Below are 26,014 nucleotides of genomic sequence, written 5' to 3'. Positions count from 1 at the left end.
GCTGAATATCCAGATGGCAACACGCGACGAACTCTACGCGAAATTCGGGATAGCAGCGGAAGCGGCGCAGCTATTCGAGACCGAACTTGGTTCGCTGCTCCTATGCGCCCGTGGCCTTGAACGCGGTTGGCACCATGAGGTTGACCCCGAAGATGCGCGAAAGCTCCTTGACCACATTGACCGCAGCACACTGGGCCAGCTGTTAGGCACATTGAAGAATTGTGTCGCCTTGACTACGGTCTGGTGGATCGCTTCGGGTCTGCGCTCAAAGCTCGAAACAGGCTGTTCCATCGGTTCTATGAAACTCATGGCTTCAAAATTCAGACCGATGAAGGCCGCGATGCGATGGTGGCTGATCTTGAAATTTTACACAGCGAACTTTTCAACGCATGGCAGGCCGCTAGCAAAATGACCGCTGTGGCGACAGCATTCCTTTTGGAGGCGAAGCGAGAACAGGAATAGGCTCGGCGTTCGTCAGGCAGCATTGCCGAGCATCCTGGCTCTTCAACGGTGCAAACCGGAGGCGAGGTGGACGACCACGAAAATGCGAGAATATCTTTCGGCACCGATCGTGCACAGCTTGTCTATGGGCTGAGGCCGGACCGCACGTTGGCGCATATCAGCGAGGTTCAGCGCGGCATTGCTTGCGGATGCAGTTGCCCTGCCTGCGGCGGTCGGTTGGTGGCTCGCAAGGGTGATGAGAACGTGCCGCACTTCGGGCACGACGGTGGCGACGCGTGCGGGGGCGGTCCTGAAACCGTTCTACATCTCCTTGCCAAGGAGGTGTTTCGAGCAGACCCGTCGCTACTCCTGCCGAAACGCCTTGGGCTCAATAAGGGCAACGTCGTGACGAAGCCGGGTCAGCAGGTCACGACGCAATTCCTTCGAATCGAGTTCACTGACCCGAAGACGGTTATCCCGGACCTCTATGTTCCGGCGCTAGGGTATGACCTCTTTGTTGAAGTCGTGGTCACCCATGCGAGCGACGAAACAAAGATTCAACGCCTTCGGGAACACGGCGTCATGGCTGTCGAGATCGACCTGTCAAAGTTGCCCCGAGACTCGACACGTGAACAGATCGCGGATGCGGTGCTTCGATCCGCGCCACGGTGTTGGCTCTATCATCCCGATATCGACAAAGCGTTGGCGAAGACCCGCGCCGACGAAGAGACATGGCAGGCTGCACAGGAAAAGCGGTTCGCCGACTATCAGGCCAGGCATGAGAAGCGGGCAAATGAATTGGCGCGCGCCTATGTCGACGGGCTGAAACAACTGGCCGGAAAGAAGATTGCTGTTCCGCGTGATGCAGAACTCCAAGCAATCGGACTCGCCGAACATGTTGGTATCGAGGTCGCCGGCTATGCGTGTTTCACTGTCCCGCCTGCGGTATGGCAGGCGACAATCTTAGCGGAGGTCTTTCACGACCAATGCCTTGGCAGCGCAGCTGCCAAGGCAGTGCCGATCGCCAAGCATTTGGAAAAGAGCGCGCTGATACGGCCGCAATTTCAGCGTGTCACTACCGAAGTAGCGAACGGTGTCGCTGTCGCCGAACCTCGCTTCGCGCCCGCTTGGAAGGCGATCGACAACTATTTGCAAAACCTGCTCGGAAAGGGCGTTCTCGTTCAGCAAGGCTACGGAGTGACGCTGGAGAGGTCCCTTGCGGACAAGTGGACCGCGTGCACGCTGGCAGAGACACAGAGAACCGCTGTCGTGCATGCCGCAGTGCAAGCAGTCGATTGGATCTTAGCCGAGCTTCCGGCCGAAGAGCGAGGGGACATGACCGGCGAGTCGTGGCTGGATTCTATCCACGCGGAGACGAACATGACATATCGGGCCGCGATCGAGTCTGATATCGAAGCGCCGAAGATCGCCGCCGAAATAGACGCCGTTGTCGCGATGTTCGGAAAGAGCGGCGCGATCCCACATGCGGCGTTGGGTTTGCCTATTCGAGGCGCAATCGAGCGCTGCAAGGCTCAGAGATCAAAGCAGGCCGAAGGGCTACGGCAGAAACAGATTCAGGAAGCCAACCGACTTAGGCAATCGCGTCGGGACCGGCTATGCGTTGACGCTGAAACGGAACTGAGCGGCCCTAATCTTGGGGCCTTTCTGAACGCGAAACGCGACGATCTGAGCGGCATGTCGCCGTTGGAAGCGGCGGAGGATAGCGAGTCGGGATTGACCAAGGCTCGAGGCGTGCTCTCCGCCGATGTCAAGCGCAAGCGTTATCAGGAGAAAATCACTGCCGATACCAAGCAGTCTTTGTCAGCGAAGCATGTCGATGCTTTCCTGAACGGCCGGGATGACGACTTAGAGCGGACAACGCCGCTCTTGTACGTCCGAGATGACGCCACCTATCGGAAGGCGCTCGGGAAGCTAGCTGAATGGCAGAGGGGGTTCGGCGGACCGTTTTGATCATAGGAGCACCACCGTAAAAAATCATGGCCGGGAGGAGTCTCGGTCACTTTTCTGCGCTCATTTCACCTGGGGCCAGTGACCTGCGTTAGGATTGAGCAGTCCGTCCTCGTAGACTGCCGTAAAGCGGCGTAAATCAGCGTCAGCGGCGTGACCTATCTCACGCCGTTTCTCAGACACGCCGCATTGATTTCAGTAAAGAGTCTAGTGGCAGCGGGAGACCGCTACATAGTGAGACCCACTATTGAAGGGGCATTCTTTTGCTATCGGCGATGCTCAGCATAGATCGTAAACGTCGCCGAAGATCGCTCGGAATTAGGATGGCTTGGGCCATAACACGAGGCTCAAACGATCCGGCTTGTGTATTGAGAGCTATGGCTGCAAGAGACCGTATTTCGTCATGAGCGCAGACACGCGGTCAATATGCGGCTGGATAGGCGAGACGCTTTTTGGCAGTCTTGGATCGCTGGCTCCCCGGGCCCCACCAAACTGGGAACTATGAGCTGCCAATCCCCCTTAAAACTACGCCAGAATCTTCCCCAAAGATTCGCAACCGCGACCGCGAGCGCGCGGAGCGTATCCGATTGGCAGGTGGCCCAAAACTATCCCTGAAGCAACGGGCAGTCGCACTCGACCAAGAACGGCGCTAGTGCGAACGCGCGATCTCACAAACATTGGCATTCCCCGTGCTATCTAGCCCGCATGTCGTTAGGTCAGCTATGGGATCTATCAAACAGCTCAAGATGCTAGATGATCAGTTATGTCAGCGATATCGAGCCGAGCTGCAGCGGGCGTTGACGCAGTTGTCGATTGTGGGTGAGCGATCCGCGCGTAGATCAGCCTCACGCTTCAACCCGTGCGTCCGGCAAGGCGCTTCGGCCGACAACGACATTTGTCGACTGTCGACATCGTCCGTGGGCAGCGGCTGAGCACCTGATCCACCGGCTGGGTCATGGTTAACTGCTTGTCAGCGAAGTTCCTGCAAAGTATCTCTCGCAACCGTGGGGACGGAGATGAAAAACCAGCTTTGGTTCGGAGATAACTTGACGATTCTGCGAGAAGAAATTGCAGACGAAAGCGTCGATCTTGTCTACCTAGATCCGCCGTTTAACAGCCAGGCAAATTACAATGTGCTCTTCCGAACTCCAGACGAAGATGCCGCAAGCGCTCAGGTAGAGGCTTTCCGAGATACATGGACTTGGGGACCAGAGGCCAAATGGGCCTTCGATGAGATTATGCACACAGGCGGCAGTGTCACTTCCATTGTTCATGCCCTGCATGCTGCGCTTGGCGACAGCGATATGATGGCCTACTTGGTTATGATGGCTCAGCGGCTGCATGAATTGCGACGTGTTCTAAAGACAACGGGGAGCCTGTATCTGCACTGCGATCCAACAGCGAGCCATTATCTTAAGATCATCCTTGATGCGATTTTTGGCCCCACGAATTTTCTAAACGAGGTGATTTGGAAGAGGACCAGCGCCCATAGCAGTGCACGGCGTTATGGGCCAATCCATGACGTTTTGCTTTTCTATTCGCGGGGAGAACGACATTGCTGGAACGCCCAATATCAACCTTATGACGTAGAATATCTAGACACTTTTTTCGATCAAGAGGATGCCGACGGCAGGCGGTGGAAGCGCACTGATCTCACCGGTGCAGGCAAAAGAAACGGGGAGACTGGCAAGCCTTGGCGCGGGATAGATATCACCGCTAAGGGACGGCATTGGTCGACCTCGCCCGACCAACTCGACGCACTTGATCTCGCTGGGAAGGTTCACTGGCCGAAAAAAGAAGGCGGTATGCCCCGGCTCCGGCAGTATCCCGAGGATCTGCCAGGGGTCGCCCTCCAGGACATTTGGACCGACATCAAGCCGCTTCACAATCGAGCAGCGGAAAGATTGCACTATCCCACCCAGAAGCCTGTCGCGCTGTTAGATAGGATACTCCGTTCTTCGGCCAATGAGGGTGAGGTAGTACTGGATCCATTCTGCGGCTGCGGAACCACCATCGCTGCTGCTCAGTTGGCAGGTCGTCGGTGGATCGGTATTGATGTGGCGTACCATGCCATCCGAGTGATTGAAGACCGCCTGGCCGATATGCCTGGAACGGTCAGCTACGATCTGGGCGGCATCCCCCGCGACTTCGCCAGTGCTGCCCGTCTCGCCGAGCGCGACAAATACCAATTTCAATGGTGGGCCAATTATCTGGTCGGCGTCCAAGCGCTAAAGGAGATTCGGAAGGGCCCGGATCGTGGCATCGACGGTCAAATGTATTTTATGAACGGGCCGCGCGGGTGGGGACGTGTGCTAACGTCCATCAAAGGCGGTCAGCACATCGGAACCAAAGATGTGCGCGAGTTCAAAGCTGTCATCGATCGTGAACGCGCGGAGATGGGCTTGTTCATCTGCCTTCGAGAACCCACGCGCGACATGCGGTCGGAAGCCGCGTCCTTCGGGTTTGTCGATACCGCCCACGGTCACTTGCCCAAATTGCAGATCGTTTCAATCGAGCGCTGGTTTAATGGCGAGCGCCCAATCATCCCGTCGCTTGGGCACGTCTCACGGGAGTTCTTCCGCCAAACTTCCAAATCGGAAAAGAGTAAAAAGCAAAGGCGTCCCGACCCGGCCGCGCCCGAGTTCCCCTTTAGCTTCATTGGCGATGGAAAGGATGCGGTTGTACACTTCAACCCGACCGCTGTCCCAAAGGAACAAGAGTTTTCTGGCGGTCTACTGTAGCTGCGACCCCGGCTTTCCAGATCAGGCTATTCGATATCTGAGACTTCGCCGCTGGCGAAAAGCACCGTCGGTGCCCATAATCTCCTAGAGCACGTCCTGTAAAGTAGTTTGCGCATTCCGCTGGCGTGAAGAGGTGGAAAAGCGGACCGACGGCGTCCCACAAAGCCTTGATGGTTCTCTCGGCCTTTGCTCGCAACAACGCCTTGAGCTTGGAGAAGGCGTTCTCGATGGGGTTGAAGTCGGGACTGTAGGGCGGCAGGTAGAGCAGGCGTGGGCCACGAATACGTTGCCGTTCATAGCGCCGTCGTAGACGAAGGGCGCTGTCATGCTCGTCAGCCGCAGCGCTCCGGTGAAGGTCGTGGTCTTCCAGTGGCCATGCGGCACGCCGGCCCGGCAGCGCTCGCCGCGCGGAGCTCTTCCACGCCTGGCCCGTCCTTAGCAGCGCTGCGAGCACTAGGCCGTGTGGACAGTTACCGCAACCATAGGACAATAGCCGCGAGAGTGACAACGGCGCGGTAATTGCGGGCGGTTTTCTCGAAGCGGGTTGCGACCCGGCGGAACTGCTTGAGCTTGGAGAAGCAGCACTCGACGAGATGACGCTGGGCATAGAGGTGCTTGTCGAGCGGATATTTGAGTGAGCGCGATGGATTGTTGGGTATGACAGCAACTGCATTCTTGGCGGCGATGGCTTGGCGTAAATAGTCGGCGTCATAGGCGGTGTCGGCCATGACCACGTCGGCGGACAGTCCTTCGATCAAGGCTGCGGCTTGCGGCGCATCGCCCTTTTGCCCTGCAGTAAGCGTGAACCGCACAGGGCACCCCAATCCGCGAACGGCCATGTGTATCTTGGTGCTCAAGCCGCCGCGGGAGCGACCAAGGGCTTGATCTTCAGACCCCCTTTTTTGGCCCCAGCCGCATGTTGGTGGGCTCGGACGATGGTGGAATCGATGATTAGATATTCGAAGTCAGGATCATCGGACATCGCCTCGAAGATGCGCCACCAGATACCCTTGCTGCTCCACCGACTGAAGCGGCGGAATACGCTGTTCCAATCGCCGAATACATCGGGAAGATCGCGCCAGGGAGAGCCCGTCCGCACAATCCATAGGACCGCCTCGACGAACATCCGATTATCGCGGCCCGTCGAGCCCTTCTGATCAGGACGCCCGATGATCAGCGGCGACATCCTATCCCACGCCGCGTCACTCAATATCAACCGATCCATCCCAAGGCTGCCTCCAAAAGCAGTCTTGAATCATGCTACGGTCAAAAAGGGAATCCTAAGAGTCCACACCACCTAGTGCTTGTTTGCGGGCGGGCGGTCGGAAGAAGGAACGCTCGCCAGTCGATTTCCACCTCGCCGTCCTCGAAACGTCACGCCATCTGCGCAGAGAATATCGCGAGAGCTGCAAGGTGGCGGCGTATTCGCGCACACCCATGCCACTCCAATTCATCGCCTTGGTTGCTTTCGCCGTTTTGAGGTCGGTTTAGCTGTCGCCCTGGAGCACCATGCGGTGTGCGGTGTGCGTTATGCACGATCCGTGCGAGAATGGCGTCGGCGACGGTGGGTGTGCGATGAGGTAATGCCATCTGGCCATCGGGACACGGGCGGGGCGGCGATATCGTTCCTCGACGAATTCGCACAGATGCGAGGGCTGTTGCCCGGTAGGGGAGTGGGCCATCGAGGACGAGCAGTTGCGCGCGGGTGAGTTTGTCGACGAGGCGGGGGAAGCGTCCGACGAGATGGGCGAGCGCAATCCTCCAACAGGGCCACGCGCACATAGAGCACGAAACGATCGAGCCCTGCTGCTTGCCGGCCGAAGGCTCCGGCCAGCCACGACTTGCCGGTTCCGGTCTGGCCGGTGATGATCAGGTTCCCATGGCCGTCCGGGATTTAGCGCAATCGCTGTCCGCGCTTTCGCGGGTGCCCCTGGACGGTCAGATACTGCTCGCAAGGAGCATCAGGTACGAGAGGCGGCTTGTCCGGTCGGATCGGCTTCCTCTTCGGGAATGTCGTCGAATGACGAGTAGTTCAGATTGTAGAGTTTGGAATAGAGCCCGCCCATAGCCATCAGTTTGTCATGGTTGCCGGTCTCAATAACCTGGCCGTTCTGAAGCACGATGATGCGATCGGCACCACGGATTGTGGCGAGACGGTGGGCGATGACAAGCCCGGTGCGGCCTTCCAGGAGTTTTCTGAGAGCCTTCTGGATCAGCATTTCCGTGTAGCTGTCGATGCTGGCGGTGGCCTCGTCAAGAACAAGGATCTTGGCGTCGGCGACGAGAGCGCGGGCGAAACTGACAAGCTGGCGCTGGCCCAGAGAAAGGTTGCCGCCGCGTTCGCCGAGTTGAGTTTCATACCTGTCGGGAAGGCTCATGATGAAGTCGTGGGCTCCGACCACCTTGGCGGCCTCGATCACCATCTCGCGCGTGGCTTCCGTCTTGCGGTAGCGGATGTTCTCGAAAACCGTCCCGGTGAACAGAAACGGCTCCTGCAGCACCATGGCGATCTGGTTGCCGAGCGATTCCTGGGTGAGATCGCGCACATCATGTCCGCCAACCAGCACTTGGCCTTGCTGAACATCATAGAAGCGGTGGACGAGGGCCATCGCGCTCGATTTACCAGAGCCGGTCGGCCCGACCAAGGCGACCGTCTCGCCGGGATTGACCCGGAAAGAGACGTTTTTCAGCACCGGCTGTTTGGGATCGTACCCGAACGTGACGCCCCTGAACTCGACCGAGCCGTCCATTTCGGGCGCAAGGATCCTGGCATCCGGTTTGTCCTGGACCTCGATCCTGACGTCGAGCACATCGGTCAGGCGCTTGCCGGAGGCCATTGCGCGCTGCATGACGGAATATTGCAGAGTAAGTGAGCGAATTGGGTCAAAGAAGCGTTGGATATAGAATATGTAGGCAACCAATACGCCCACATCGACGCGGCCATTCATGATCATGGAGCCGCCGACCACAATGACGACAGCCATGGCGAGGCCGGTGAGGCCATCGACGATCGGAACCATGACCTGTGCATATCTGGCAGCGGTCAGGTGGGTCGTGAGGTCGGCATGTGCCTTGTCGTCATACAATACGAAGTTGACGTACTGGCGGTCCATGGACTGGACGGTTCGGACGCCTTGAATCGCTTCGGCCAATGCGCCGTTGACGACTGAATTGGTCTCTTGTGCAGCCATGAAAGCCTCGCGGGCACGCGGCAGCCACACGATGCGGATAATCAACAGGGCCGGCAAGACCGAGAGCGTCAGAAAGCCGAGGTTGAAGTTGACCGACAGCATTACGAAGATGATGCCGAAGAGAAGCGCAATGTCGCCTACGGAGTAGATCGAGTTTTCGAGAAATTCGTGGATAGAGTTGACGTCGCCCTGAAGGCGAGACATCAGGCGTCCTACCTCGGTCTTGTCCATGAAGGAGAGCGATACCTTCTGCAGATGGGCAAACATGGCGCGGCGGATGTCGAAGAGGACGTTCTCGGCCATTTTCCCTACCACGGTTTCTTGCGCGTAGGCGGCGCCGAAATTAACCAGAATGGCAAGCGCAAACGCGATGGCGGCCTCAAGCAGGGCGGAGGCATCAGCGCCTACCGGAGTTATGGCGTGGTCGATCGCGTAGCGGATGATCAGCGGGATGAGAAGCTGCGTGCCGGTGAAAATCAGCAATGCGGCAAGCGAGACGACCGCCATGGCTCGGTAGGGACGAACGAAGGCCCATATGCGGCGAATGATGTTCTTGTCGAAAGCCCGGCCAAAGATCTCCTCCTCGATGCGATGGGACCCGACGACCGCGCGCGGAGGGCGTCTACCGCTATCATTCGGTTCGATTTCGAGTTCGTTGGCGTGCCGCTTGGCCATCAGGGCGCGCCTCCAAACGTGGTCGCAATGTCATCTCCCGGGCGCAACTGAAGATCATAAAGGGCCTTATAGCGTCCTGGCTTGGCCAAAAGCTCTTGATGGGTGCCGCGTTCCACGATCTCGCCGTTGTCGACAAACAGAATCCGGTCGGCGTGCTTGAGTGAACTCAGCCGGTGGGCGATGATGATCGTCACCCTATCCTTGGCGAAACGCCGTATCGCCGCGCGGATGCGCTGCTCTGTGGCGGCGTCGATCGCGGCCGTTGAGTCGTCGAAAACGACGATTGATGGGCGCAACATCATCGTGCGAGCTATGGTGACACGCTGACGCTGGCCGCCCGAGAGAGAGGCGCCACGTTCGCCGACGACCGTCTTGTAGCCAGCGGGGAGGCCGAGAATGTAATTGTGCAACTGGGCGGATTCGCTAGCGCGCTCGATCGGCTTTTCCTTCGCCCAGGGGTCGCCATAAGCGATGTTGTTCTCGATCGTGGTTGTGAACAGGAATGCATCCTGCTGTACGACCGCGACCGCCTTGCGAAGCGATGCGAGGGTGACCCCGCGGATGTCCTGCCCGTCAAGCATGATGGTGCCACCAGTGACGTCGTAAAAGCGGGGGATCAGGTGAGCAATTGTCGACTTGCCAGAACCCGGCGGACCCACGATCGCGATCGTCTCGCCCCTACGGGCGCAGAAGGTAATATTCTTTAGAATGACGCGGTTTCCGGTGCCGGGATATGCAAACGAGACATTGTCGAAGCGCAGAGTTCCTTCACCGATCTCGAGCGGTCTTGCACCGGAAGCATCCCCGATCGTGATGTCCTGGTCGAGCAGACTGAAGAGGCGCGAACCGCAAGTGTAAGCGCGGGCAAAGCCGTTGACCATCAGTCCGATCTGGCGGACGGGCATTTGCAGGATCGTCATGAACGTCAGGAACGTCGTGAGCGTTCCAACGCTGATCTGGCCGGCGATGAGTTTGTCGCAACCGACCCAGAGGACCAACCCCATGGCGACAAAGAAGGCGAGGGTCATTGCCGACGTGTTGGGCACGTACACGTCAACCTGCTCGTGCGCGAGTTCGAGCGCGTTTGTCGAGGCGATGTCGAACTTCGCCATCTCATAAGCCTGTGCCGAAAACGCCCGGACCACGCGGATGCCCGCGAGATTTTCCTCCATCACGCGGCCCAGGACGGAAAGCCGCTCCTGTAGGTCGAGCCAGATGGCGCGTAGCTTAAGCTGGGTGACCGACGATCGCCAGGCTACGAAAGGCACGAAGCTCAGCGCGATCAAACCGAGCACCGGATCGGTTGAGATCATCATGCAGGCGCCTATCCCGATCAGCATGGTGAGCAGAAAGAACCTAACCAGGGCGGTGGAAAAATACATCCGCACGCCGTCGAGATCGAGGATGCCGAGGGTGATCAGGTCGCCTGAATGCACCCGGTCGTGAAAGGAAAAGCTCAGGCGCTGGACCTTGTCGTAACAAGCAAGCCGCAGTTCGTACGCGACGTGGTGCCCGACAGCTTCGGCAAAGTAGTTTTGCGCCATCGTAAAGAGGCCGCGTAGCGTACTCGCGCCGAGCAGCAGGAGAGCAGGAGTCCAGAGGGCTTGTTCTGCAGCCGTCACCGTGACACCACCCCCGATGGCTACCTGGGTCTGGTCGACAGCCCGGCCGAGAAGCTGGGGAATGAGCAACTGCAGGATTACGGCTACCATCGTCGAACCGATAGCTAACGCGACCTGCCACGGGTGCCTCAAATTCATGCGCGTAATGCGCAGTAGCGTGCTCAAGCCCCGGCCCCACCCGGCCGCTTTTACATGCGCGGACGATTTGAGAGAGGTCGTGCCAACAGCATCACTGCCCACCGAGTGCCCCCGACTGAATTTTCCGCCTTCGGAAGCGAGCCGGTCGACTCACATCAAAGACGTCCCTCTAAGTTGATCCTGGCCACCATCGGCTCAAGATGCTGATCCGGCGAGTTGCGCCACGGCTTCGCTCGCTGGCATGTCGATCACCGTGATTCCGCTTGCCGCAAGGAAACGGGCTTCGTTTCTGGTCAGCGTTTGCCCGTCCATTATCGCGTAACGGGGGCCTTCTGAGCGCTTCATGATCTGCCTGGCGTAAGTGCGCAGCATCTGATCATTGAAGCGGCAGCCGACGAAGAAAAAACCCCGGTCGACGCGTCGTTCCTTGACCACGTCAGGGATAGGCGTCTGGATATCGATTTCAGTCAGGGCTTCGACATAGTCGGAATCGGCGATGAGGAAATTTGCGGCCGGCCTAATACTACCATGTGGCGCATAGAGAACCGTCTTCGTCGCTGCTCCAGCCTCGAGTTCTCTTCCCGACAAGTTGTAAGTTCTGGTCCAAATGTCGCCAACTTCGTTCGCCCGCGTAACGCCTTGTATCTCGACGACGTCGGTTCGGCCGGCCTCTGCCAGCGCCGCGCGCATGGCGCCTTCGTACCAGCTGTCGATGATGAGGGAGAGCGGGAGTTTTGCGAGCCAGGCGTGGAGGATGCTCGGCGCCGCCGGCCCCGCAAATATATCAGTCATCCAAGCTTGAAGTGTGCGGCGATGCCGGCGCTGTTCAATGAACTGCGCGACCGACCACATATTGGTGCGGATCTTCGAGGGGGCTGGCGCCCGCGTGTTGAGTGCCTCGGCAACGGCTTCGGGGGTACACGGCACAGGCGGCTCAGCAGAGCTGAGCCGGAGGAGACCCGGACCGAGATACGGGATCACCTGATCGGAGACTAACGCTCGTCTGGCCAGCTCAAGCAGCTTTCGGGCAAAACTGTCCCGGACGACGACTAGGTGGCCCGAGGTCGGGATCGTGTTCATGCTCGTTTCCTCTTGATGCCTCTCATTGACGGGCGGCATCAGTCCCCGTCGGAAAGCTTCCTTGCCTCGACGGTGATCGGCAGACGCGTATGCGGCGGAAGATCGGGAAGGAGGAGCCGCCAGCCGTTCCTGAGCGTTACGACCCCGCCCCACAGGTCCTGGTTCTCGAACTTGATAATCGGCTCCTCGAGATCCTTTTTGGGGACATACGCCGACAACCCGGCCTCGGTCCTGCGGATCATTACTTTCATGCGGCCGTTCCTTTATTGGCGTTTTCTTCGGCACTGCAGGGAGCGTCGGCTTTGTCGAGGCTCGTCAATTCACGCGCTCGCATTCCGACGACCGTCCCACGGTCGATCCATTCGACCGCGTAGATGAAGAACTGCTGTAGAAACGTGCCAATGTCGCGCACATAACCCTCTTCGCCCTTGCGCACGAGATTTTCGCCGATCTCCCTGCCAGGATAGGTGCCGTCATTCTTAATGTGGCGAGTGGCACGGACCCGCTCTCCCGGCTGAAATTGGGGGGGTCTGCGGATTTCGACCTCCTGTTCGCGTGCGGGCCGCATGGCGGTTCCTCGGTTCTCTGAGGCTAGTGTCATTGATGAGGCGCGCAGGCATTCCCCGGGGCAGCCAGTTGTGTGGGTACCCAGTGGACTCAGGCAGGAACGCAGGTCTTCGGCACAGGACACACCGAAGCACATTGCTGCGTGTCGAAAGCTCCCTCGCATTCGGTGCACTTCTGCAGCTCGACCACGTAGCTCTCGCCTTTGAACTTGATCGCACCCGACGGGCATTCGAATTCGCAGGCGCCGCATTGTGTGCATTGGGATGCGATGATCTTGAAAGCCATTTTGACTCCTGATTCGAGTAAATGAGATGGGTTCAGGCCGTCGCGGCGAGTGCCTGGACGCCGGACTCGGCGGCGTAAATCGAGCTGATTGCCGTTTCGATGTAGTCATGGCCGTAAGCGTCGGTTGCTCGGATACCGGCGGCCGCGAGCTGATCCTTGGGGCAATCTCCAATTTTGACGCAAAGCACTATGTCTACGCCTTCCAGCGCAGCGATGACCCCGTCGAGAGTGGCCTTCTCGCCCCAACCCCCGAGGCAATACTGCTCAACCTTGCGGTGCCCGATAAAGTTGATCCCTATCGGCGACGCTTCATACACCTGGAATTCCTTGGCATGGCCGAAGTGTTCGTTGACGCGGCCGCCGCCCTTAGTCGCCACCGCAACGAGGAGGGACTTGCCGGAGCTCGTTGTCTTGACCATTCCGATCGCTTCGCTCCTGGCCGCCAGGCGATCACGGCGCTCGTCCGTGACCAGCTCCCGATAGGCTTCGCGCTTGCCGGCATCGTAGGTGAGCTCGCCGGGAATCTGGTCCAGTGTGAATTCCTGGCCACGATCCTCACCCAGCAGGCCGACGGCATCTGCCCGGCACTGCCGGCAGTGGCGCATCAACTTGGCGCCGCCTTCAAGACGATCCTGAAGAGCCTTCATCTCCATTGCATTTGGACCGCGCTGCCCGGTCAGTCCGTAGTGCGTGCCGTGCGCCGGGTCGGAAATCAGAGGCATGACGTTGTGCAGGAACGCGCCGCGCTGCTTGACCCACTTATTCACCTCAATCAGGTGCTGGTCGTTCACTCCAGGGATCATCACCGAATTGATTTTGGTGAGGATGCCGCGCGCGCTCAGCATCTCTAACCCCAGCATCTGCCGCTCGTGCAGAATTCTGGCGGCTTGGATGCCGACGTAGCGGCGATGGTCGTAAAAGATCCAGGGATAGATCTTTGCGCCGACTTCCGGATCGACCATGTTGATCGTGATCGTCACGTGATCGACATTCATGTCGGCAAGCTCGTCGACGTGGTCCGGCAGCGCGAGCCCGTTGGTAGAGACGCAGAGCTTGACGTCGGGGATTTCCCTGACGACGCGTTCGAACGTCGCCTTCGTCTTCTCCCAGTCGTAACAGGCATCGCCCGGTCCGGCGATGCCAAGCACGGAAAGCTGCGGCACTTCATTGGCGACCGCGATCACCTTGCGTACTGCCTGATCGGGCGTCAGCTTTTCCGAGACAACCCCGGGCCGGCTTTCGTTGGCGCAATCATATTTGCGATTGCAGTAGTTGCACTGGACATTGCAGGCCGGCGCGACGGCGACGTGCATGCGCGCGAAATAGTGGTGCGCCTCTTCTGAAAAGCACGGGTGATCCTTGATCTTGTCCCAGATGGCCGGATCCACATCGTCCGGCCTTGTCGACGACCCGCAGGACGAAGATGCGCAGCCACCTGACTTCGCGCTCACCAGCAACTGGTCGGAGAACCTCGCGCCGGTCAGGCTCTCAACTGAAATCACCGGTGCGGCCATTGAACGGCTCCGTTACGGGTTAACGTCGCGGTTCGAAGCGCAAGAGCAATGCCAACTGAAAAAGTGGCGCTAGTTCACGAATTGGCTTTGCGCGTCGGATATCATGGAGTTGCTCCGACATAGCTTTGTCGGACTTCTAACAGGACTATGTTAGAAGGTGAGGAAGGCGACCCGGCCGGACATCAGTTCAAGATAGAAATCCCGCGTCGACCGCTCGGCCGTGATCGCCCTCGGCACAACTCCCGACCGGTCTTCCGACGAGGATGTCGCTCTCGGCGACGGCGAGCTCGTCCGCGGTGAAGTTGCCGCTGCTCACTTGGTCTGCATGGTTCCGATTCAGGAGAGTGGGGTGACTCCTTTCTGCGATCGGCAAGACGTCGGCAAGGGCGGGTGATGAAGGGGTGTGACAGCATCACACACTCGCGCAGCTTTGGCCGGGCTCCGATACATGGGCGTAGCTGACGCAGTGTTCTCGTTCTCCACGTCATTAGAACGCTAGAATTTCTTCACATCGATACCGTGTCGGCGCAAAGCGTATCCGACCTGTCGCGGCGTGACGCCGAGGACACGGGCGGCCTTGGCCTGAACCCAGCCGACCTTCTCCATCGCGCCGATCAGCCGATCGCGTTCCGTCAGGCGCGGGCCTATTGCAGAGAGAGCGGGATCGTTTGCAGGGTCGGCAGTATGGGGCCGCACGTTATCCTGCGGGGCGCCGAAGCGCCCGGCCGGCATCGGCAATCCGGCGGGCATTATATTGCTTCGAAAGCGCTGGTTGCCGGTATTGCCGCTGTGCGAATGATCAGCTCTTTTCCAGAGGAGCCAAGATAGGCATTGGTTATTGTTGCAGGCAAAATCTGATGGAGCGATTGTCCTTGAACGCGCTAGCGTGGCCGTCCTTTGCACGCAGTTCTCCAATTCGCGGACGTTACCAGGGAAGTAGCATTGCGAGATAAACTCGAGCGCCGACGGCGCGAAGGCGAGTTCGAGATGGTTGTCCTTGTTGAATCGTTCGAGGAAGGCGTTCGCAAGGCGAGGAATATCCCCCGGTCGCTCTCTGAGCGGAGGCAGGATGATTGGCACCACATTGATGCGATAATAAAGGTCGGCCCTGAAATCCCCGTTTACGACAGCCGACTCGAGATCCCTGTTGGTGGCGCATATAAGTCGCACGTCCACCTGCAGCGTCTTGGTACCGCCAACACGCTCCAGTTCGCCTTCCTGCAAGACGCGTAACAGCTTGGCTTGGAAGGCAGGCGAAATCTCGCCGATTTCGTCGAGTAGCAGCGTTCCCCCGTTTGCCAATTCAAAACGGCCGGCGCGCTGGGAAATTGCCCCTGTGAAGGCGCCTTTTTCATGTCCGAACAGCTCCGACTCCAGAACGCTTTCCGACAGTGCGGCGCAGTTCAACTTGACGAAAGACTTCCTCCGCCGGCGCGAGAGCCTATGTATGGCTTGCGCGAAAAACTCCTTGCCGGTGCCGCTCTCGCCCCTCAGAAGCACGGTGGAATTCGTCCTTGCTACAATGGAGACGGTTTCGAGCACCTGCTTGAGTGCGGGGCTCTCCCCGATGATCCCATCCATCTTGGCGGGTGCATGCGGGACGGGGTCGGTCCGGTCCTCATCTGACGAATTCTCCGCTGTCCAGCTCTCATCGACGCGCCGCTCACGATCCCTAGTCAAGCCGCGATGGAGGCGAATAGTGCGGCCTACGAGGTTGGCCACCATCGTCAGGAAGCAGATGTCCTCATCGTAGCGGGACCCGTTTGCGCTGTCTCTTACGATCGACAACGTCCCAAGGATCCTGTCCTCAGCCTTAACCGGGACGCCGATAAAGGCCATTGGGAGGGAACTGACACCAGGACGTGTTTGAAGCTCGGCCTGAAACAACTCGGACGTGCTGAGGTCCGCGATGACGAGCCGCGTGCCCGTAGCGACGATTTGATCTATTGCCGCCTTTGGTATGATGGGGTGAGTGCCTGATGGGCCGCTGCCGGCACTCGCGGCGATCTCCGGCTCACCTTCAGAGTCCAGGACAAAGATTGCTCCATGACGCATTTGCACAAACGACGGGAGAGTGTTCGCGACATTGGCCAGCGTAACCTCCAGCCGGGCGGGAGCCGTCAGCGCCTTCGACACCTCGTAGATTCCCCTGAGCCAGTCATCTGCTTCGAACATCCCATCACTGGCGGGTTTGCGGAAGGTGTCTCGAGGTCCTACTCCGTTGACCCGATCATCCGGCCGTATGTGAGCCATGGAAACACCTCAGCGGTTGTGGTCCAGGGTGCTCCTCCCAAGCGCCATTTCATCAGTTCAGGAAGTTCACTCGCTCCGCAGTTTGGCGAGATGGTGCCGGCAAGATTGCGCTTTGTCGCGAGTTCGGGAGTACACAGGTGCACACCCGCCGAAACGGTGCTAAAGCCGATCATCCGAACTTGAAGAGGACGCCGAAGCCACCACGCGGATAATTCCATTCGATCTCGCCGCTGGCCTCGCACAAAACGCGGCAGGTGCCGCACTCCATGCAGCCATCGGCGGTGATTTCAACTTGACCTTTGTCGTTCAACTCATAGCATTTCGCTGGACAGACGCGTGTCAGCGCGAGCAGATTCGCGCTTGGTTGCTTGTGCGGTCGCACCTTTATATGCGGACGGCCGGAGTCCACCAGATAGCGGTTCTGGTAAAGCTTGTCTTCGACACGTAATTCTGTCCCTGGGTTCGTCATGTCGTCAGTGCCTCATCGCCACGCCAATGCCAGCCGGATCGCGTCGCTGACCAGCCCCAACCGCGAGCGCGCCTTGATGAAGGCTGCCGTGGTCGCCTTTTCCTTTTCGATCTTTGGCGTGCCGTCGACACGCATGAAGTTTTGCGCGGCTTGCGACATCAACCGCGGGTAGGTCGTGAAGAAATTGCAGGCGTTAGTGTGGAGTAAAGCTGGCATGTCTTTGTATTTCCGCAGGTCTTTGACTACGAATGATTTATCCAGCATCGTCTGGTAAAGGGCGAGGTTCCGTTTGGTCATTGGATCGTTGCGTCTCTTCACCTGGATGATAGCCTCAGCCGCAATGCGACCGGAGGTCATGGCGAGGTTCGAACCCTCGCGATGAACGGCGTTGTTTAATTGCGCGGCATCGCCGACAACGACCCAACCGTCGCCAAAGAGCTGCGGAATAGCCTTGTAGCCACCTTCGGGAATGAGATGCGCCGCGTATTCTTTCACCTCCGAACCGGCGATCAGCGGCCGGATCGAAGGATGGTTTTTTAGCGCGTCGAGAAGGGCGTAAGGGCTCTCCATCTTCGCGGCGAAATCCGAGACGAGGCAGCCGATGCCCAGTGAGATCGATTCCTTGTTGGTGTAGAGGAACCCGAGCCCGGCCATGCCGTGGGATATCGTGCCGACTGCCTCGATCACGCAGCCTTCACTCCCTTTGACCCCGAACCGCTGCTCAATGACCTCTTCGGGCAGGAAATGCATCTCCTTTACTGCGAGCGCCACCGCTTCCGGCTTCAGCATCTTGCGAAGACCGCCCCGCGTGCCAAGCAGCCCGCAGACACCTTCTGCAAGAACAACTACGTCCGCGTAGATCGCTCCGCCGGCCCGATCCGTGCGGACGCCGATCACCTTGCCCTTGGCGTCACGGACGAGTTCCGTCACCGTCGTCTCGCACAGAACCGTTGCGCCGGCCTCGCGCACCTTGCGCGAAAACCATTTATCGAACTGGGCACGAATGATCGTATAGCGGTTGGGCTTCACCTCGTTGAAGTCGTCCGACCGATAGTGAATCCCGGTGTGGGAGGTGTCGTCCATCACCCAGAGCCGCTGTTCAACCAGATGCCGCTCGAGCGGTGCATCATCGCGGAAATCCGGGACGATCTTCTCCAGCATGTTCGCGTACATGATGGCGCCCTGGACGTTCTTGGAGCCCGGATATTCACCTCGTTCCAACTGGAGTACCTTCAAGCCGTCGCTTGCCATGGTGTAAGCAGCTGCGTTCCCGGACATGCCGGCGCCGATGACAATGGCGTCGAACTCTTCGTTGATCATTTCCATCTCCCTTAGCTCGCAAGCTTGTCGCGACTGTGCGGTGACAGCCGCCGGGTGAAGGCCTCGGTCAGCGCGGGCAGGAAACGGACCGCATCGGTGACGATCCCGAGGTGAGCGAAATCGAAAATCGGCGCGTTCGGGTCGGTGTTGATGGCCACGATGAGATCGGCTCCCTCAACTCCAACGCGGTGCTGGATGGCGCCGGAAATTCCGGCCGCTATGTAAAGCTTCGGCCGGATTGTCTTGCCTGTTTGGCCGATCTGCCGATCGGCCGACATCCAGCCCTTTTGGACCAGCGGCCGCGAACAGCCGAATTCGGCCCCGATCACTCGCGCGAGACTCTTCACAAGCTGCAGGTTCTCCGCTCCGCCGAGACCAAGCCCTCCCGCAACCACCACATCCGCATAGGCGAGATTGGCAATGCCCGACTGGCTGTCCGGAAGGAACCCAAGCACTTTCGTGACGATTTCATCCTCGGCGAGCGACAGCTTGTGCGCGATGACACGCCCGATCGCTCTGTCTGCCCGCTGCGGCATGGGCATGACCCTCGGTCGCACCGTCGCCATCTGCGGCCTGTAATTGAGCGTGTAGATCGTGCATAGCAAGGAGCCCCCAAAAGTCGGACGGGTCGCGGCGAGTGAACCGTCGGTATCCACGTCGAGTTCGGTGCAGTCGGCCGTTAGCCCTGTCAGCAAGGACGTCGCGACGGAACCGGCGAGATCCCTGCCGAGCGTGGTCGCACCGAGAAGCAGAATCTCGGGTTTGTAAGTATCAACCAGATCCGTCATTGCCTTGGTGAAAGGCTCATTGCGATAGTCGGCGAGCAGCGGCGCCTCAACGAAGTAGACAAGGTCGGCGCCATAAGCGAAGGCCTCGGCGACTGCGTTCTGGGTGGCTTCTCCAGGCGGTCCGAGCACAGCGCCCGCGAGCTGGACGCCAAGTTTGTCCGCCAGCTTGCGGCCCTCACCAAGCAGTTCGAAGGATACCGGATGGACCTGGCCGCGTTCGAGCTCAATGAAAACCCAAACGTGCCGATAGTCCCTGAAACGCTCAGGAAGCTCCTTCTTCATGCCGGCACGGCCGGGGGGCTGGCGAGGGGTGTCTGAGTTCGTGCTCGACATATGGTCTGCTCCTTGCCGTCACGCGGCCTCGAAGGCGAGTTCCGGTTCCAGCGCCGGCTGGCGGGTGAAGATTGCACCAATCAGTTCGTCTGCGGCGTCGCGCAGCGTCTTTTCGGCGATCTCAATTTGCGCCGCCTTTTCCGAACGGGCGCTAGGGGCAAAAACGCGTTTGACGACCGTCGGCGAGCCACGCAAGCCGCATTTGGTTAGATCTTCAATGCCGGCCTCGGCCGCACTCCATTTCACAATCTGGCTGCGCGCGGCGCAAAGGGCGTCTTCGATCGAGCCCCGGCGCATCTCGTTCGTGCCTTCCAGCATGGTGATGAGGCAAGGCAGCCTGCTCTTCAGCTTCTGGGTGCCGCCCTCGCATCGGCGCTCGACCGTGATCTCGCCTGCAGCAAGATCAATGGAGGCGATTTTCGCGACATAGGTGAGTTGAAGGAGATCGAGACGCTTGGCGATGCCGGGCCCGACTTGGGCGGTGTCGCCGTCGATCGTCTGTTTGCCTGTGAAGACCACGTCCGGCGTGCCGAACGTCTCGCCGATCTTCGCGATTGCCTGGGAAAGAGCAAAGGAGGTCGCCAGTGTGTCGGAACCGGCAAAATAGCGGTCGGTCAAAAGCACTGCGCGATCGGCGCCGTAGCCGAGCGCCTTGCGCAGGGAGTCCTCTGCCATGGGTGGACCCATAGTGAGCGCTGTGACCTCCCCACCATAAGCGTCGCGTAGCCTGAGTGCTTCTTCCAGGGCAAATAGGTCGTAAGGGTTGATGATGGTCGGCACACCCTGACGCATGATGGTGTTCGTCACCGGATGGACCCGTATCTGTGCCGAGTCCGGCACCTGCTTAATGCTGACGACAATGTGCATTGGCGTTCTCTACGCTGTTATCCCGATGCGAGCTGGCGGTGCGAGTTCTTTTTGCATTGTTCGTGCCAAGTGTTTTGCGAGCGTCTTTCCTTTTAAATTCCATTGATCATTTCAGAGGCCCCCGGTTTCGGTGCCCGAATTGTCGGCTTGTCGACATTGTCGCGTCGCAACTATGTAGCGTTTATTCGCCGAACCGCTTCAGGACGGAGTCGAATGGAACGAATGTGCGGCCTGGCGTGTGAGGTTTGTTCGGATTGTGGTCTTTCAGCACCTTGAAAACCCGGTGCGTGAGCGGCGAGGAAAGCGCGAACTCCTCGTAGGCGCGTTCCAGCATGGCGCGCATGCGCGCGGCGATCACCTGGTCGGGCAGACCGGAGAAATCTTCCTCGGCAAGGTATTGGCCCACACGCTTGAGGATATGCAGCCGTGAGACATTGAGCACCTTCGGATCATACGAGACGCCAAGGACAGCGAAGAACTCCTCCGCGGACGACAGGCCTTTCAGTCGCGTGAGGATGTTGGTGACGTCGATGGGACTGCTGTCAGCGGAACAACTCATTGCGTTCTCCCTTTGTCGGAAACGGTGGTTCTGGTGCGTTGGTCGCACATTCGACATGCAGCCTCGAAAGCCGCGGTTTGATGAACGAATGCGCTAAGCCAGCGCGGCAATCGCCTCGTCGACACAACTGCCTCCGGTGCCGAGGCCGGACGTCGCGCGCGGTACAACTGGTCGATCTCCATGGAGGCAGCCGGCCCCGCTTGGAAGCGAGCGAGGTGGGCTGACGCAAGGGCCCGCAGGGCCCGAGCGCGATGGGCTTGACTGTCTCCGGATTGGCCCTCGACCTGGCGCTCGGCCCCGCCCGAGGTCTCCCGGCCGCCAAGGGGGGCAATGCGGGGAGGCCGACTTCGGTATCTGCCTCCTGAAGGACAGCCATCGCGGCGGCCACCTCTTCGCGTGCGGCATTGCCCGCGCGCTCGCCGACTCCAAGGACGACCGAGGCATGGCGCGCGCCGGCGCGGAACGCGGCCACCGTGTTGGCGGTAGCGAGGCCGAGATCATTATGCGCATGGAATTCGAGGTCGACGGGAGACTTCGCGGCGAGCGGGGTGACAAGCTCGAAGGTCGAAAGGGGATCGAGGGCGCTGACACTATCGACCAGGCTGACGCGGCTTGCGCCGGCGCGCGCCGCCGTCTTAATAAGGCGGGAGAGATAGTCCTGGGCTGGTATGCGAGCATCCTCAGAGCCCAGGGCGAGGAAAAAGCCGCTGGCGGCCGCGCGCCCGACCATATGCTCGATGAGCTTTTGCGCTCGTTCCCGGACTAGCCCGAGCTTGGTGGCAAGCTGGATATCCGATGCAGGCAACGACAGATTGAGGGCGCGGACGCCGCTCTCGACCGATGCATGGAGATCCCGTGAGGTCATCCGGCGCCATGCCGTGAGCCGCACCGGGACACTCCGTGCGACCACGGCGCAATTGCGTCGATCTCGATCGCAAGCTTTCCGACACCGTCAAGGCAACGCCGGGTGCCTGCTCGCCCTCGTGCAGGGTAAATATCCTTGAGGAAGACCCGACTGCTCATGAATGGACGCCGGTTCATCTGCCGCTGAGACCCGGTACGCATTGAAGGCCTTCGGCGCTCCGTATATTCGACCCGGAACTGTGGGCGTCGCGCAGCTTCTCCACAATTGAAGGCAAGACCTCTAGCACCCGGTCCACCTCTTCTTGTCCGTTGTCACGCGCGAAAGAGAAGCGGACCGCCCCATGTGGCATTTTCATCGCCCTCAGCACATGGCTTGGCTCCGCACAGCCCGATGTGCAGGCGGACCCGGAGGAACAGACGATACCCTCGCGGTCGAGGAGATGCAGGATTCCATGGCCTTCAATACCTTCGAAGGCCATGTTTGCGGTGTTCGGCAAGCGCTCCAGGGGATCGCCGTTGACGAAGCTGTTTGGGACACGCTGGACAAGCCCGTTCTCCAGCCGGTCGCGGAGCCACTTTATCCGCATGGTCTCGGCATCCATGAATTTCAAGGCGAGTTCGGCGGCCATGCCGAGCCCGACTATGCCGGGCGTGTTTTCGGTGCCCGCGCGCCGGTCGCTCTCTTGGTGACCCCCCTTGATCAGGGACTGGAACGGCACGCCGCGCTTGACGAAAAGTGCGCCGGCCCCTTTTGGTCCATGAAATTTATGGCTGGAGAGCGACAGCATGTCGATGGCGGTTGATTTCAGGTCCATCGGGAGCTTGCCGACTGCCTGCACGGCATCAGTGTGGAAAAGGGCGCCGACTTCCTTGGCCAATTCGGCGAGCTTGGCGACGGGGAAGATCGTACCAGTCTCGTTATTGGCCCACATGATCGAGACGATTGCCACGTTCGGGTTGAGGACGGCCCGGTAAGCGTCGACGTTCAGCCGGCCATGGCGGTTCACCGGGATCCTGTGCACCTTAGCGCGGCACGTCTCCTCAAGATGAGCGCAGAGGGTCAGCACAGCCGGATGTTCGACAGCGGAAGTCACGATCTCTGTTCGGTCAGGCATCACCTCGAGCGCCGAAAGAATGGCCGCATTGTCGCTTTCCGTTCCACCCGAGGTGAAGGTGATCTCATCGTCGAACTCCGCGCCGATCAGCGCCTGCAACTGAAGCCGCGCGTTGCTCAACGCGGCGCCGGCAAGGGCGCCAAAACCGTGCGCCGACGAAGGGTTGCCGAATTGATCCGTAAGCAACGGCAACATCGCTTCAACGACCGCGGGATCGACCCGTGTCGTAGCGTTGTTGTCGAGATAAACAACTTTCATGGGCTATGGTCCTCAATGGATCGAATGACGTGAGGCGCAACCCGGTCGCATCGAGCCTTGCGCATGCCGTGGCTGGCGGAGACGATCCAGAAGCGGTGCAGGTGGCCCCCAGATTGGCGCAGATTGGGCCGCCATCGCACCGACAAGCTCACCTCAGGCGCCCTCTCTCCTTCTTCGGCAATCAACTACAGGACTTGCCGCAGGAGCACTTCCCGCTCGCATTCGGATTGTCGAAGACAAAGCCGGAGGTTTCGAGACCCATGACGAAGTCGACGGCCATGCCGGCTACATGCGGCTGGGTGCCGGCGTCTACGAACACCTTGATCCCATCCGTCTCGATGATCGCGTCGCCCTCGCGCGGGACGCTCTCCAGGCCCATCGAGTATTTGAAGCCGGAGCAGCCGCCGGCCTCGACCATGATGCGAAAGCCTTCTGCCGGCTCACTAGCCTTGGAAAGAGCGGTTTTAACGGCGGCAACGGCCTTGTCGGTGAGCGTAATCATCGCTCGTTTCTCCTCAGTGCGTGACGGTTTGGGCATCACCGTGCATGGACCGTGCCAATGGGAAAAACCGTTTCCGGACAGTGCGACATCGCCAACGCGGCCACGATTCTGGTTCGGCTGTTACCGCGAAGGCGTCGGACAATCGACAGGTATTGTCGGATTTGTCGAGACCGCCACAGGGGGATGAGCTCAAGTTCCCTGTGAACTGGCATGTAAGTCGGTTTCCGAGCGCTTCGAGCAATTGGCACGACTTTTGAGCTCTTTTTTGGCGAGGGCGAAGACGCCCAACCGACAGTATGCGCAACCAGGGGTCAAGACATGCACCAGCGCGAGAAACCTTCGCCGGAGAGAATCCGGCGGGCACGCGAAGACAGCCCTACAATCCGCGACCGCGATCTCGCCGCCCAATTGGGCATTTCGGAAGCGGAGCTTTTTGCGGCACATTGCGGTTTTGGCACGGTGCGCATCCAGCCACGCGTTAATGATATGCTGACCGGTCTCGAGGCGGTCGGCGAGGTGATGGCGCTGACCCGCAATGCCAGTGCCGTGCATGAGAAGATAGGGATCTACGATAAGGTGTTCACCGGAAAGCGTCACGCCATGGTGCTCGGCAAGGACATTGATTTGCGCATCTTCTCGAACGTGTGGGCGCACGGCTTTGCGGTCGAGACACGCGATGGCGGGGAGATCCACCGCAGCCTGCAATTCTTCGACGCCGCAGGCGAGGCAGTGCACAAGGTGCATCTGAGGTCGTCCTCCAACCTCTATGCCTATCAAAAACTGACAGACGAGCTCCAATCCTCGAACCAGGAGCCGATCGTGTCGGTTAAGGGGAGGTCAGCCGAAAACGTCGCAAAGATTGCGGACCAAGCCGCTACAGTCGATGACCTGCGGGAGCACTGGAGCCGGCTGACCGACGTGCACCAGTTTTTCGGCATGCTGAAGGCCCTGAACCTCAGCCGCCGCCAGGCGGTGCGCATGGTCGGCCAGGATTACGCCTGGCTGCTCGACAATGCTGCCGTTGGCGCCATGTTCCATCGTGCGGCCGAGGACGAGATGCCGATCATGTGCTTCGTCGGCAATCGTGGCTGCATCCAGATTCATTCCGGCCCTATCAAGTCGGTCAAGCAGATCGGGCCTTGCATCAATGTGCTCGACGAGACTTTCCACCTGCATCTCAGGGCCCACCACATCCGTGAGGTTTGGGCCGTGCGCAAGCCGACCAGGGACGGTCACGTCACGTCACTCGAAGCCTATGGCGCCAATGGCAAGATGATCGTCCAGTTCTTCGGGACGCGCAAGGAAGGCGAACCCGAGCGCCACGACTGGCGGCTACTGGCCGAGAACCTGCCGCGCATTCCCCGTTCAACCGCCGCTTGAGGTGAGGCCAATGCATATCGATTCCCGTTTCGCTCGGCATGCGCCGCTACTCTGGATTTGCTGACCACCGCTTTGCCTGCCGAGGCCAACGAGGGCACAGCTGCCTTTTGCGGCCCGCCGAGGATCACCTCGATCGGAGGCGCCATTCCCGAGGGCCACCGCGCTTGGCGAGGATCGCCATCATTGCTCCCGTTGCGATGAGCCACAACCTGAACCCCGCGGTAAAGCTACTCAATGCAGGCAAATGCGTCAGCTGCCCGGACGGGTGTGTTGTCGGTCAATTGTCCAACATCCCAGATGTACGGCAGCGGGCGGGAGGAATTGCTCGAAGTGAAGTCGATTGGTCCCTCCGTCAAGATTCCAGAGGACGGCCTCCACAAAGGCATCTCGAATGATCCTTCGCCGGCAAGAGCCCTCGGCGTCTCATGCCAAGCTCGAAAAGCTAGCGTCCGAGACGGATGCAAAGCTGAACACGCCCCAAAGCAGCCCGCATTATCAAAGAACGCTTAGCGCATCCTGTTCGCGCTATCGGCTCAGCGCGGCTAGATTCTTGCCAAGAGCAGCAACACAGCAGTCAACGGCCAGGTTGCCGATGCGACCAGTGCGGTCGAGGATTTCTCCGGCTACCAGCAGATGCCCGACAAGGCGATCGCCATCGCCAGGCCGATGTGATCCTGACACAGAAGTATGTGGGGCTGCCGATCTCGGCAGTGAGCTATTTTGCGGGCGCCCTGATGGCCTCGGCGCCGGCGGACGTGGACCTTGTTCTTGCCATAGGCGCGGCTGATCGCGGCCCCGATCTCCGGCTCGCTCAGGCGCTCGACCGCATACAAATCATCTCGCGCAAGAGATCGGGATCCGGAGCCTTCTCCACGAGCGCGCAGGTTCACCATGTCGTCGGTCATCGATCGTCCTTCGAATTAGTTGGGTCAGCAACCCGACCTTACCGACGAAGTATCGATGACGACCGCAAAGCCGCTCGCTCGCTACAGCGCTTGTAGAGGGCGCGCTCGCGAGCGGCTTCGCTACCGCCGAGCTACACCCTCTCTCGCAGGTGACCTCGTTCGATACTTAGCCTCTTCAC

General features: G+C 59.5%; 23 protein-coding genes and 1 pseudogene. 5 read left to right on the top strand and 19 right to left on the bottom strand.

What is annotated here, in order from left to right; translation table 11 throughout:
* Positions 1 to 13 precede the first annotated feature (13 nt).
* The 3 genes from AC0L3N_RS12640 to AC0L3N_RS12630 all read left to right on the top strand — a co-directional run bounded on the left by AC0L3N_RS12640 (position 14) and on the right by AC0L3N_RS12630 (position 5,150).
* Positions 14 to 412: a hypothetical protein gene (locus tag AC0L3N_RS12640; protein ID WP_473547910.1), complete on the top strand. Its 399-nt coding sequence runs from the start codon at positions 14 to 16 to the stop codon at positions 410 to 412.
* 116 nt (positions 413 to 528) lie between these two features.
* Positions 529 to 2,412, top strand: coding sequence for a competence protein CoiA family protein (locus tag AC0L3N_RS12635; protein WP_473547909.1), 1,884 nt, complete (start codon positions 529 to 531; stop codon positions 2,410 to 2,412).
* Between the two features lie 1,013 nt (positions 2,413 to 3,425).
* Positions 3,426 to 5,150 carry a DNA methyltransferase gene (locus AC0L3N_RS12630; protein WP_473547908.1) on the top strand — a complete coding sequence of 575 codons (1,725 nt, stop codon included), beginning with the start codon at positions 3,426 to 3,428 and terminating at the stop codon, positions 5,148 to 5,150.
* Here the strand turns inward: AC0L3N_RS12630 and AC0L3N_RS12625 are convergent.
* The 9 genes and pseudogenes from AC0L3N_RS12625 to nifB all read right to left on the bottom strand — a co-directional run.
* Positions 5,098 to 5,573: pseudogene (locus tag AC0L3N_RS12625) on the bottom strand (transposase); the annotation flags it as partial. The gene AC0L3N_RS12630 and the pseudogene AC0L3N_RS12625 overlap by 53 nt on opposite strands.
* A 47-nt stretch (positions 5,574 to 5,620) precedes the next feature.
* Positions 5,621 to 6,375 (bottom strand): IS5 family transposase gene (locus AC0L3N_RS12620; RefSeq protein ID WP_473547907.1). Its coding sequence is split into 2 segments (ribosomal slippage): positions 5,621 to 6,042 and positions 6,042 to 6,375, totalling 756 coding nucleotides; the frame shifts between segments, so codons are not numbered across the junction.
* A gap of 736 nt (positions 6,376 to 7,111) precedes the next feature.
* Positions 7,112 to 9,016: an ABC transporter ATP-binding protein gene (locus AC0L3N_RS12615; RefSeq protein ID WP_473547906.1), complete on the bottom strand. Its 1,905-nt coding sequence runs from the start codon at positions 9,014 to 9,016 to the stop codon at positions 7,112 to 7,114.
* Positions 9,016 to 10,878, bottom strand: coding sequence for an ABC transporter ATP-binding protein (locus AC0L3N_RS12610; RefSeq protein WP_473547905.1), 1,863 nt, complete (start codon positions 10,876 to 10,878; stop codon positions 9,016 to 9,018). Before AC0L3N_RS12610 ends, AC0L3N_RS12615 begins: the two co-directional genes overlap by 1 nt.
* A gap of 93 nt (positions 10,879 to 10,971) precedes the next feature.
* Positions 10,972 to 11,856, bottom strand: coding sequence for an SIR2 family NAD-dependent protein deacylase (locus tag AC0L3N_RS12605; RefSeq protein ID WP_473547904.1), 885 nt, complete (start codon positions 11,854 to 11,856; stop codon positions 10,972 to 10,974).
* A 38-nt stretch (positions 11,857 to 11,894) separates the two neighbouring features.
* On the bottom strand, positions 11,895 to 12,107 hold the full coding sequence (gene nifT / locus AC0L3N_RS12600) for a putative nitrogen fixation protein NifT (protein WP_040594248.1): 213 nt from the start codon (positions 12,105 to 12,107) through the stop codon (positions 11,895 to 11,897).
* Complete coding sequence (locus tag AC0L3N_RS12595) at positions 12,104 to 12,424, bottom strand: nitrogen fixation protein NifZ (RefSeq protein ID WP_473547903.1); 321 nt, start codon at positions 12,422 to 12,424, stop codon at positions 12,104 to 12,106. Before AC0L3N_RS12595 ends, nifT begins: the two co-directional genes overlap by 4 nt.
* Positions 12,425 to 12,513: 89 nt before the next feature.
* Positions 12,514 to 12,708: a 4Fe-4S dicluster domain-containing protein gene (locus tag AC0L3N_RS12590; protein ID WP_008878193.1), complete on the bottom strand. Its 195-nt coding sequence runs from the start codon at positions 12,706 to 12,708 to the stop codon at positions 12,514 to 12,516.
* A gap of 32 nt (positions 12,709 to 12,740) precedes the next feature.
* The gene (nifB, locus tag AC0L3N_RS12585) at positions 12,741 to 14,159 is read right to left on the bottom strand and encodes a nitrogenase cofactor biosynthesis protein NifB (protein WP_473548068.1); all 1,419 of its coding nucleotides are present in this window, start codon (positions 14,157 to 14,159) and stop codon (positions 12,741 to 12,743) included.
* Here nifB and AC0L3N_RS12580 point away from each other — a divergent pair.
* On the top strand, positions 14,074 to 14,295 hold the full coding sequence (locus AC0L3N_RS12580; protein WP_473548083.1) for a hypothetical protein: 222 nt from the start codon (positions 14,074 to 14,076) through the stop codon (positions 14,293 to 14,295). The genes nifB and AC0L3N_RS12580 overlap by 86 nt on opposite strands.
* Before the next feature lie 422 nt (positions 14,296 to 14,717).
* Here the strand turns inward: AC0L3N_RS12580 and nifA are convergent, their stop codons facing one another.
* The 9 genes from nifA to AC0L3N_RS12535 form a co-directional block, all read right to left on the bottom strand.
* The gene (gene nifA, locus AC0L3N_RS12575) at positions 14,718 to 16,475 is read right to left on the bottom strand and encodes a nif-specific transcriptional activator NifA (protein ID WP_473547902.1); all 1,758 of its coding nucleotides are present in this window, start codon (positions 16,473 to 16,475) and stop codon (positions 14,718 to 14,720) included.
* A gap of 169 nt (positions 16,476 to 16,644) precedes the next feature.
* Complete coding sequence (locus tag AC0L3N_RS12570) at positions 16,645 to 16,944, bottom strand: ferredoxin family protein (RefSeq protein ID WP_473457739.1); 300 nt, start codon at positions 16,942 to 16,944, stop codon at positions 16,645 to 16,647.
* Positions 16,945 to 16,956: 12 nt separating this feature from the next.
* A complete protein-coding gene (locus AC0L3N_RS12565) occupies positions 16,957 to 18,264 on the bottom strand; it encodes an FAD-binding protein (RefSeq protein ID WP_473547901.1) in 1,308 nt (435 codons plus the stop codon).
* An 11-nt stretch (positions 18,265 to 18,275) separates the two neighbouring features.
* Positions 18,276 to 19,385 carry an electron transfer flavoprotein subunit alpha/FixB family protein gene (locus tag AC0L3N_RS12560; RefSeq protein ID WP_473547900.1) on the bottom strand — a complete coding sequence of 370 codons (1,110 nt, stop codon included), beginning with the start codon at positions 19,383 to 19,385 and terminating at the stop codon, positions 18,276 to 18,278.
* 18 nt (positions 19,386 to 19,403) lie between these two features.
* Positions 19,404 to 20,252 (bottom strand): electron transfer flavoprotein subunit beta/FixA family protein, encoded by an 849-nt coding sequence (locus AC0L3N_RS12555; RefSeq protein ID WP_473547899.1) that lies wholly within the window; start codon positions 20,250 to 20,252, stop codon positions 19,404 to 19,406.
* A gap of 181 nt (positions 20,253 to 20,433) precedes the next feature.
* Positions 20,434 to 20,811 (bottom strand): nitrogenase stabilizing/protective protein NifW, encoded by a 378-nt coding sequence (gene nifW / locus AC0L3N_RS12550; protein WP_473547897.1) that lies wholly within the window; start codon positions 20,809 to 20,811, stop codon positions 20,434 to 20,436.
* Positions 20,795 to 21,700 (bottom strand): beta/alpha barrel domain-containing protein, encoded by a 906-nt coding sequence (locus AC0L3N_RS12545; RefSeq protein ID WP_473547896.1) that lies wholly within the window; start codon positions 21,698 to 21,700, stop codon positions 20,795 to 20,797. Before AC0L3N_RS12545 ends, nifW begins: the two co-directional genes overlap by 17 nt.
* 148 nt (positions 21,701 to 21,848) lie before the next feature.
* A complete protein-coding gene (gene nifS / locus AC0L3N_RS12540; protein WP_473547895.1) occupies positions 21,849 to 23,048 on the bottom strand; it encodes a cysteine desulfurase NifS in 1,200 nt (399 codons plus the stop codon).
* 181 nt (positions 23,049 to 23,229) lie between these two features.
* Positions 23,230 to 23,550, bottom strand: a complete 321-nt coding sequence (locus AC0L3N_RS12535; RefSeq protein WP_473488626.1) for a HesB/IscA family protein — start codon at positions 23,548 to 23,550, stop codon at positions 23,230 to 23,232.
* A 318-nt stretch (positions 23,551 to 23,868) separates the two neighbouring features.
* Here AC0L3N_RS12535 and AC0L3N_RS12530 point away from each other — a divergent pair, with 318 nt between their 5' ends.
* Complete coding sequence (locus AC0L3N_RS12530; RefSeq protein ID WP_473547893.1) at positions 23,869 to 24,930, top strand: hemin-degrading factor; 1,062 nt, start codon at positions 23,869 to 23,871, stop codon at positions 24,928 to 24,930.
* A gap of 623 nt (positions 24,931 to 25,553) precedes the next feature.
* On the opposite strand, the gene AC0L3N_RS12525 is transcribed toward AC0L3N_RS12530, so the two are convergent.
* Positions 25,554 to 25,835 carry a hypothetical protein gene (locus AC0L3N_RS12525; protein ID WP_473547892.1) on the bottom strand — a complete coding sequence of 94 codons (282 nt, stop codon included), beginning with the start codon at positions 25,833 to 25,835 and terminating at the stop codon, positions 25,554 to 25,556.
* Positions 25,836 to 26,014: the final 179 nt, after the last annotated feature.

Source organism: Mesorhizobium sp. WSM4807 (assembly GCF_055811615.1).
The sequence above is the reverse complement of the archived record's forward strand: the minus strand, read 5'-3'. Positions and strand labels throughout refer to the sequence as shown.

Coding starts and splice junctions, on each gene's coding strand:
- AC0L3N_RS12615 (WP_473547906.1), bottom strand. CDS start 9,016: ATGGCCAAGCGGCACGCCAACGAACTCGAAATCGAACCGAATGATAGC.
- nifA (WP_473547902.1), bottom strand. CDS start 16,475: ATGGCTCACATACGGCCGGATGATCGGGTCAACGGAGTAGGACCTCGA.
- AC0L3N_RS12535 (WP_473488626.1), bottom strand. CDS start 23,550: ATGATTACGCTCACCGACAAGGCCGTTGCCGCCGTTAAAACCGCTCTT.
- AC0L3N_RS12640 (WP_473547910.1), top strand. CDS start 14: ATGGCAACACGCGACGAACTCTACGCGAAATTCGGGATAGCAGCGGAA.
- AC0L3N_RS12595 (WP_473547903.1), bottom strand. CDS start 12,424: ATGCGGCCCGCACGCGAACAGGAGGTCGAAATCCGCAGACCCCCCCAA.
- AC0L3N_RS12590 (WP_008878193.1), bottom strand. CDS start 12,708: ATGGCTTTCAAGATCATCGCATCCCAATGCACACAATGCGGCGCCTGC.
- AC0L3N_RS12560 (WP_473547900.1), bottom strand. CDS start 19,385: ATGTCGAGCACGAACTCAGACACCCCTCGCCAGCCCCCCGGCCGTGCC.
- AC0L3N_RS12530 (WP_473547893.1), top strand. CDS start 23,869: ATGCACCAGCGCGAGAAACCTTCGCCGGAGAGAATCCGGCGGGCACGC.
- AC0L3N_RS12525 (WP_473547892.1), bottom strand. CDS start 25,835: ATGACCGACGACATGGTGAACCTGCGCGCTCGTGGAGAAGGCTCCGGA.
- AC0L3N_RS12555 (WP_473547899.1), bottom strand. CDS start 20,252: ATGCACATTGTCGTCAGCATTAAGCAGGTGCCGGACTCGGCACAGATA.
- nifW (WP_473547897.1), bottom strand. CDS start 20,811: ATGAGTTGTTCCGCTGACAGCAGTCCCATCGACGTCACCAACATCCTC.
- nifT (WP_040594248.1), bottom strand. CDS start 12,107: ATGAAAGTAATGATCCGCAGGACCGAGGCCGGGTTGTCGGCGTATGTC.
- AC0L3N_RS12605 (WP_473547904.1), bottom strand. CDS start 11,856: ATGAACACGATCCCGACCTCGGGCCACCTAGTCGTCGTCCGGGACAGT.
- AC0L3N_RS12630 (WP_473547908.1), top strand. CDS start 3,426: ATGAAAAACCAGCTTTGGTTCGGAGATAACTTGACGATTCTGCGAGAA.
- AC0L3N_RS12570 (WP_473457739.1), bottom strand. CDS start 16,944: ATGACGAACCCAGGGACAGAATTACGTGTCGAAGACAAGCTTTACCAG.
- AC0L3N_RS12565 (WP_473547901.1), bottom strand. CDS start 18,264: ATGATCAACGAAGAGTTCGACGCCATTGTCATCGGCGCCGGCATGTCC.
- nifS (WP_473547895.1), bottom strand. CDS start 23,048: ATGAAAGTTGTTTATCTCGACAACAACGCTACGACACGGGTCGATCCC.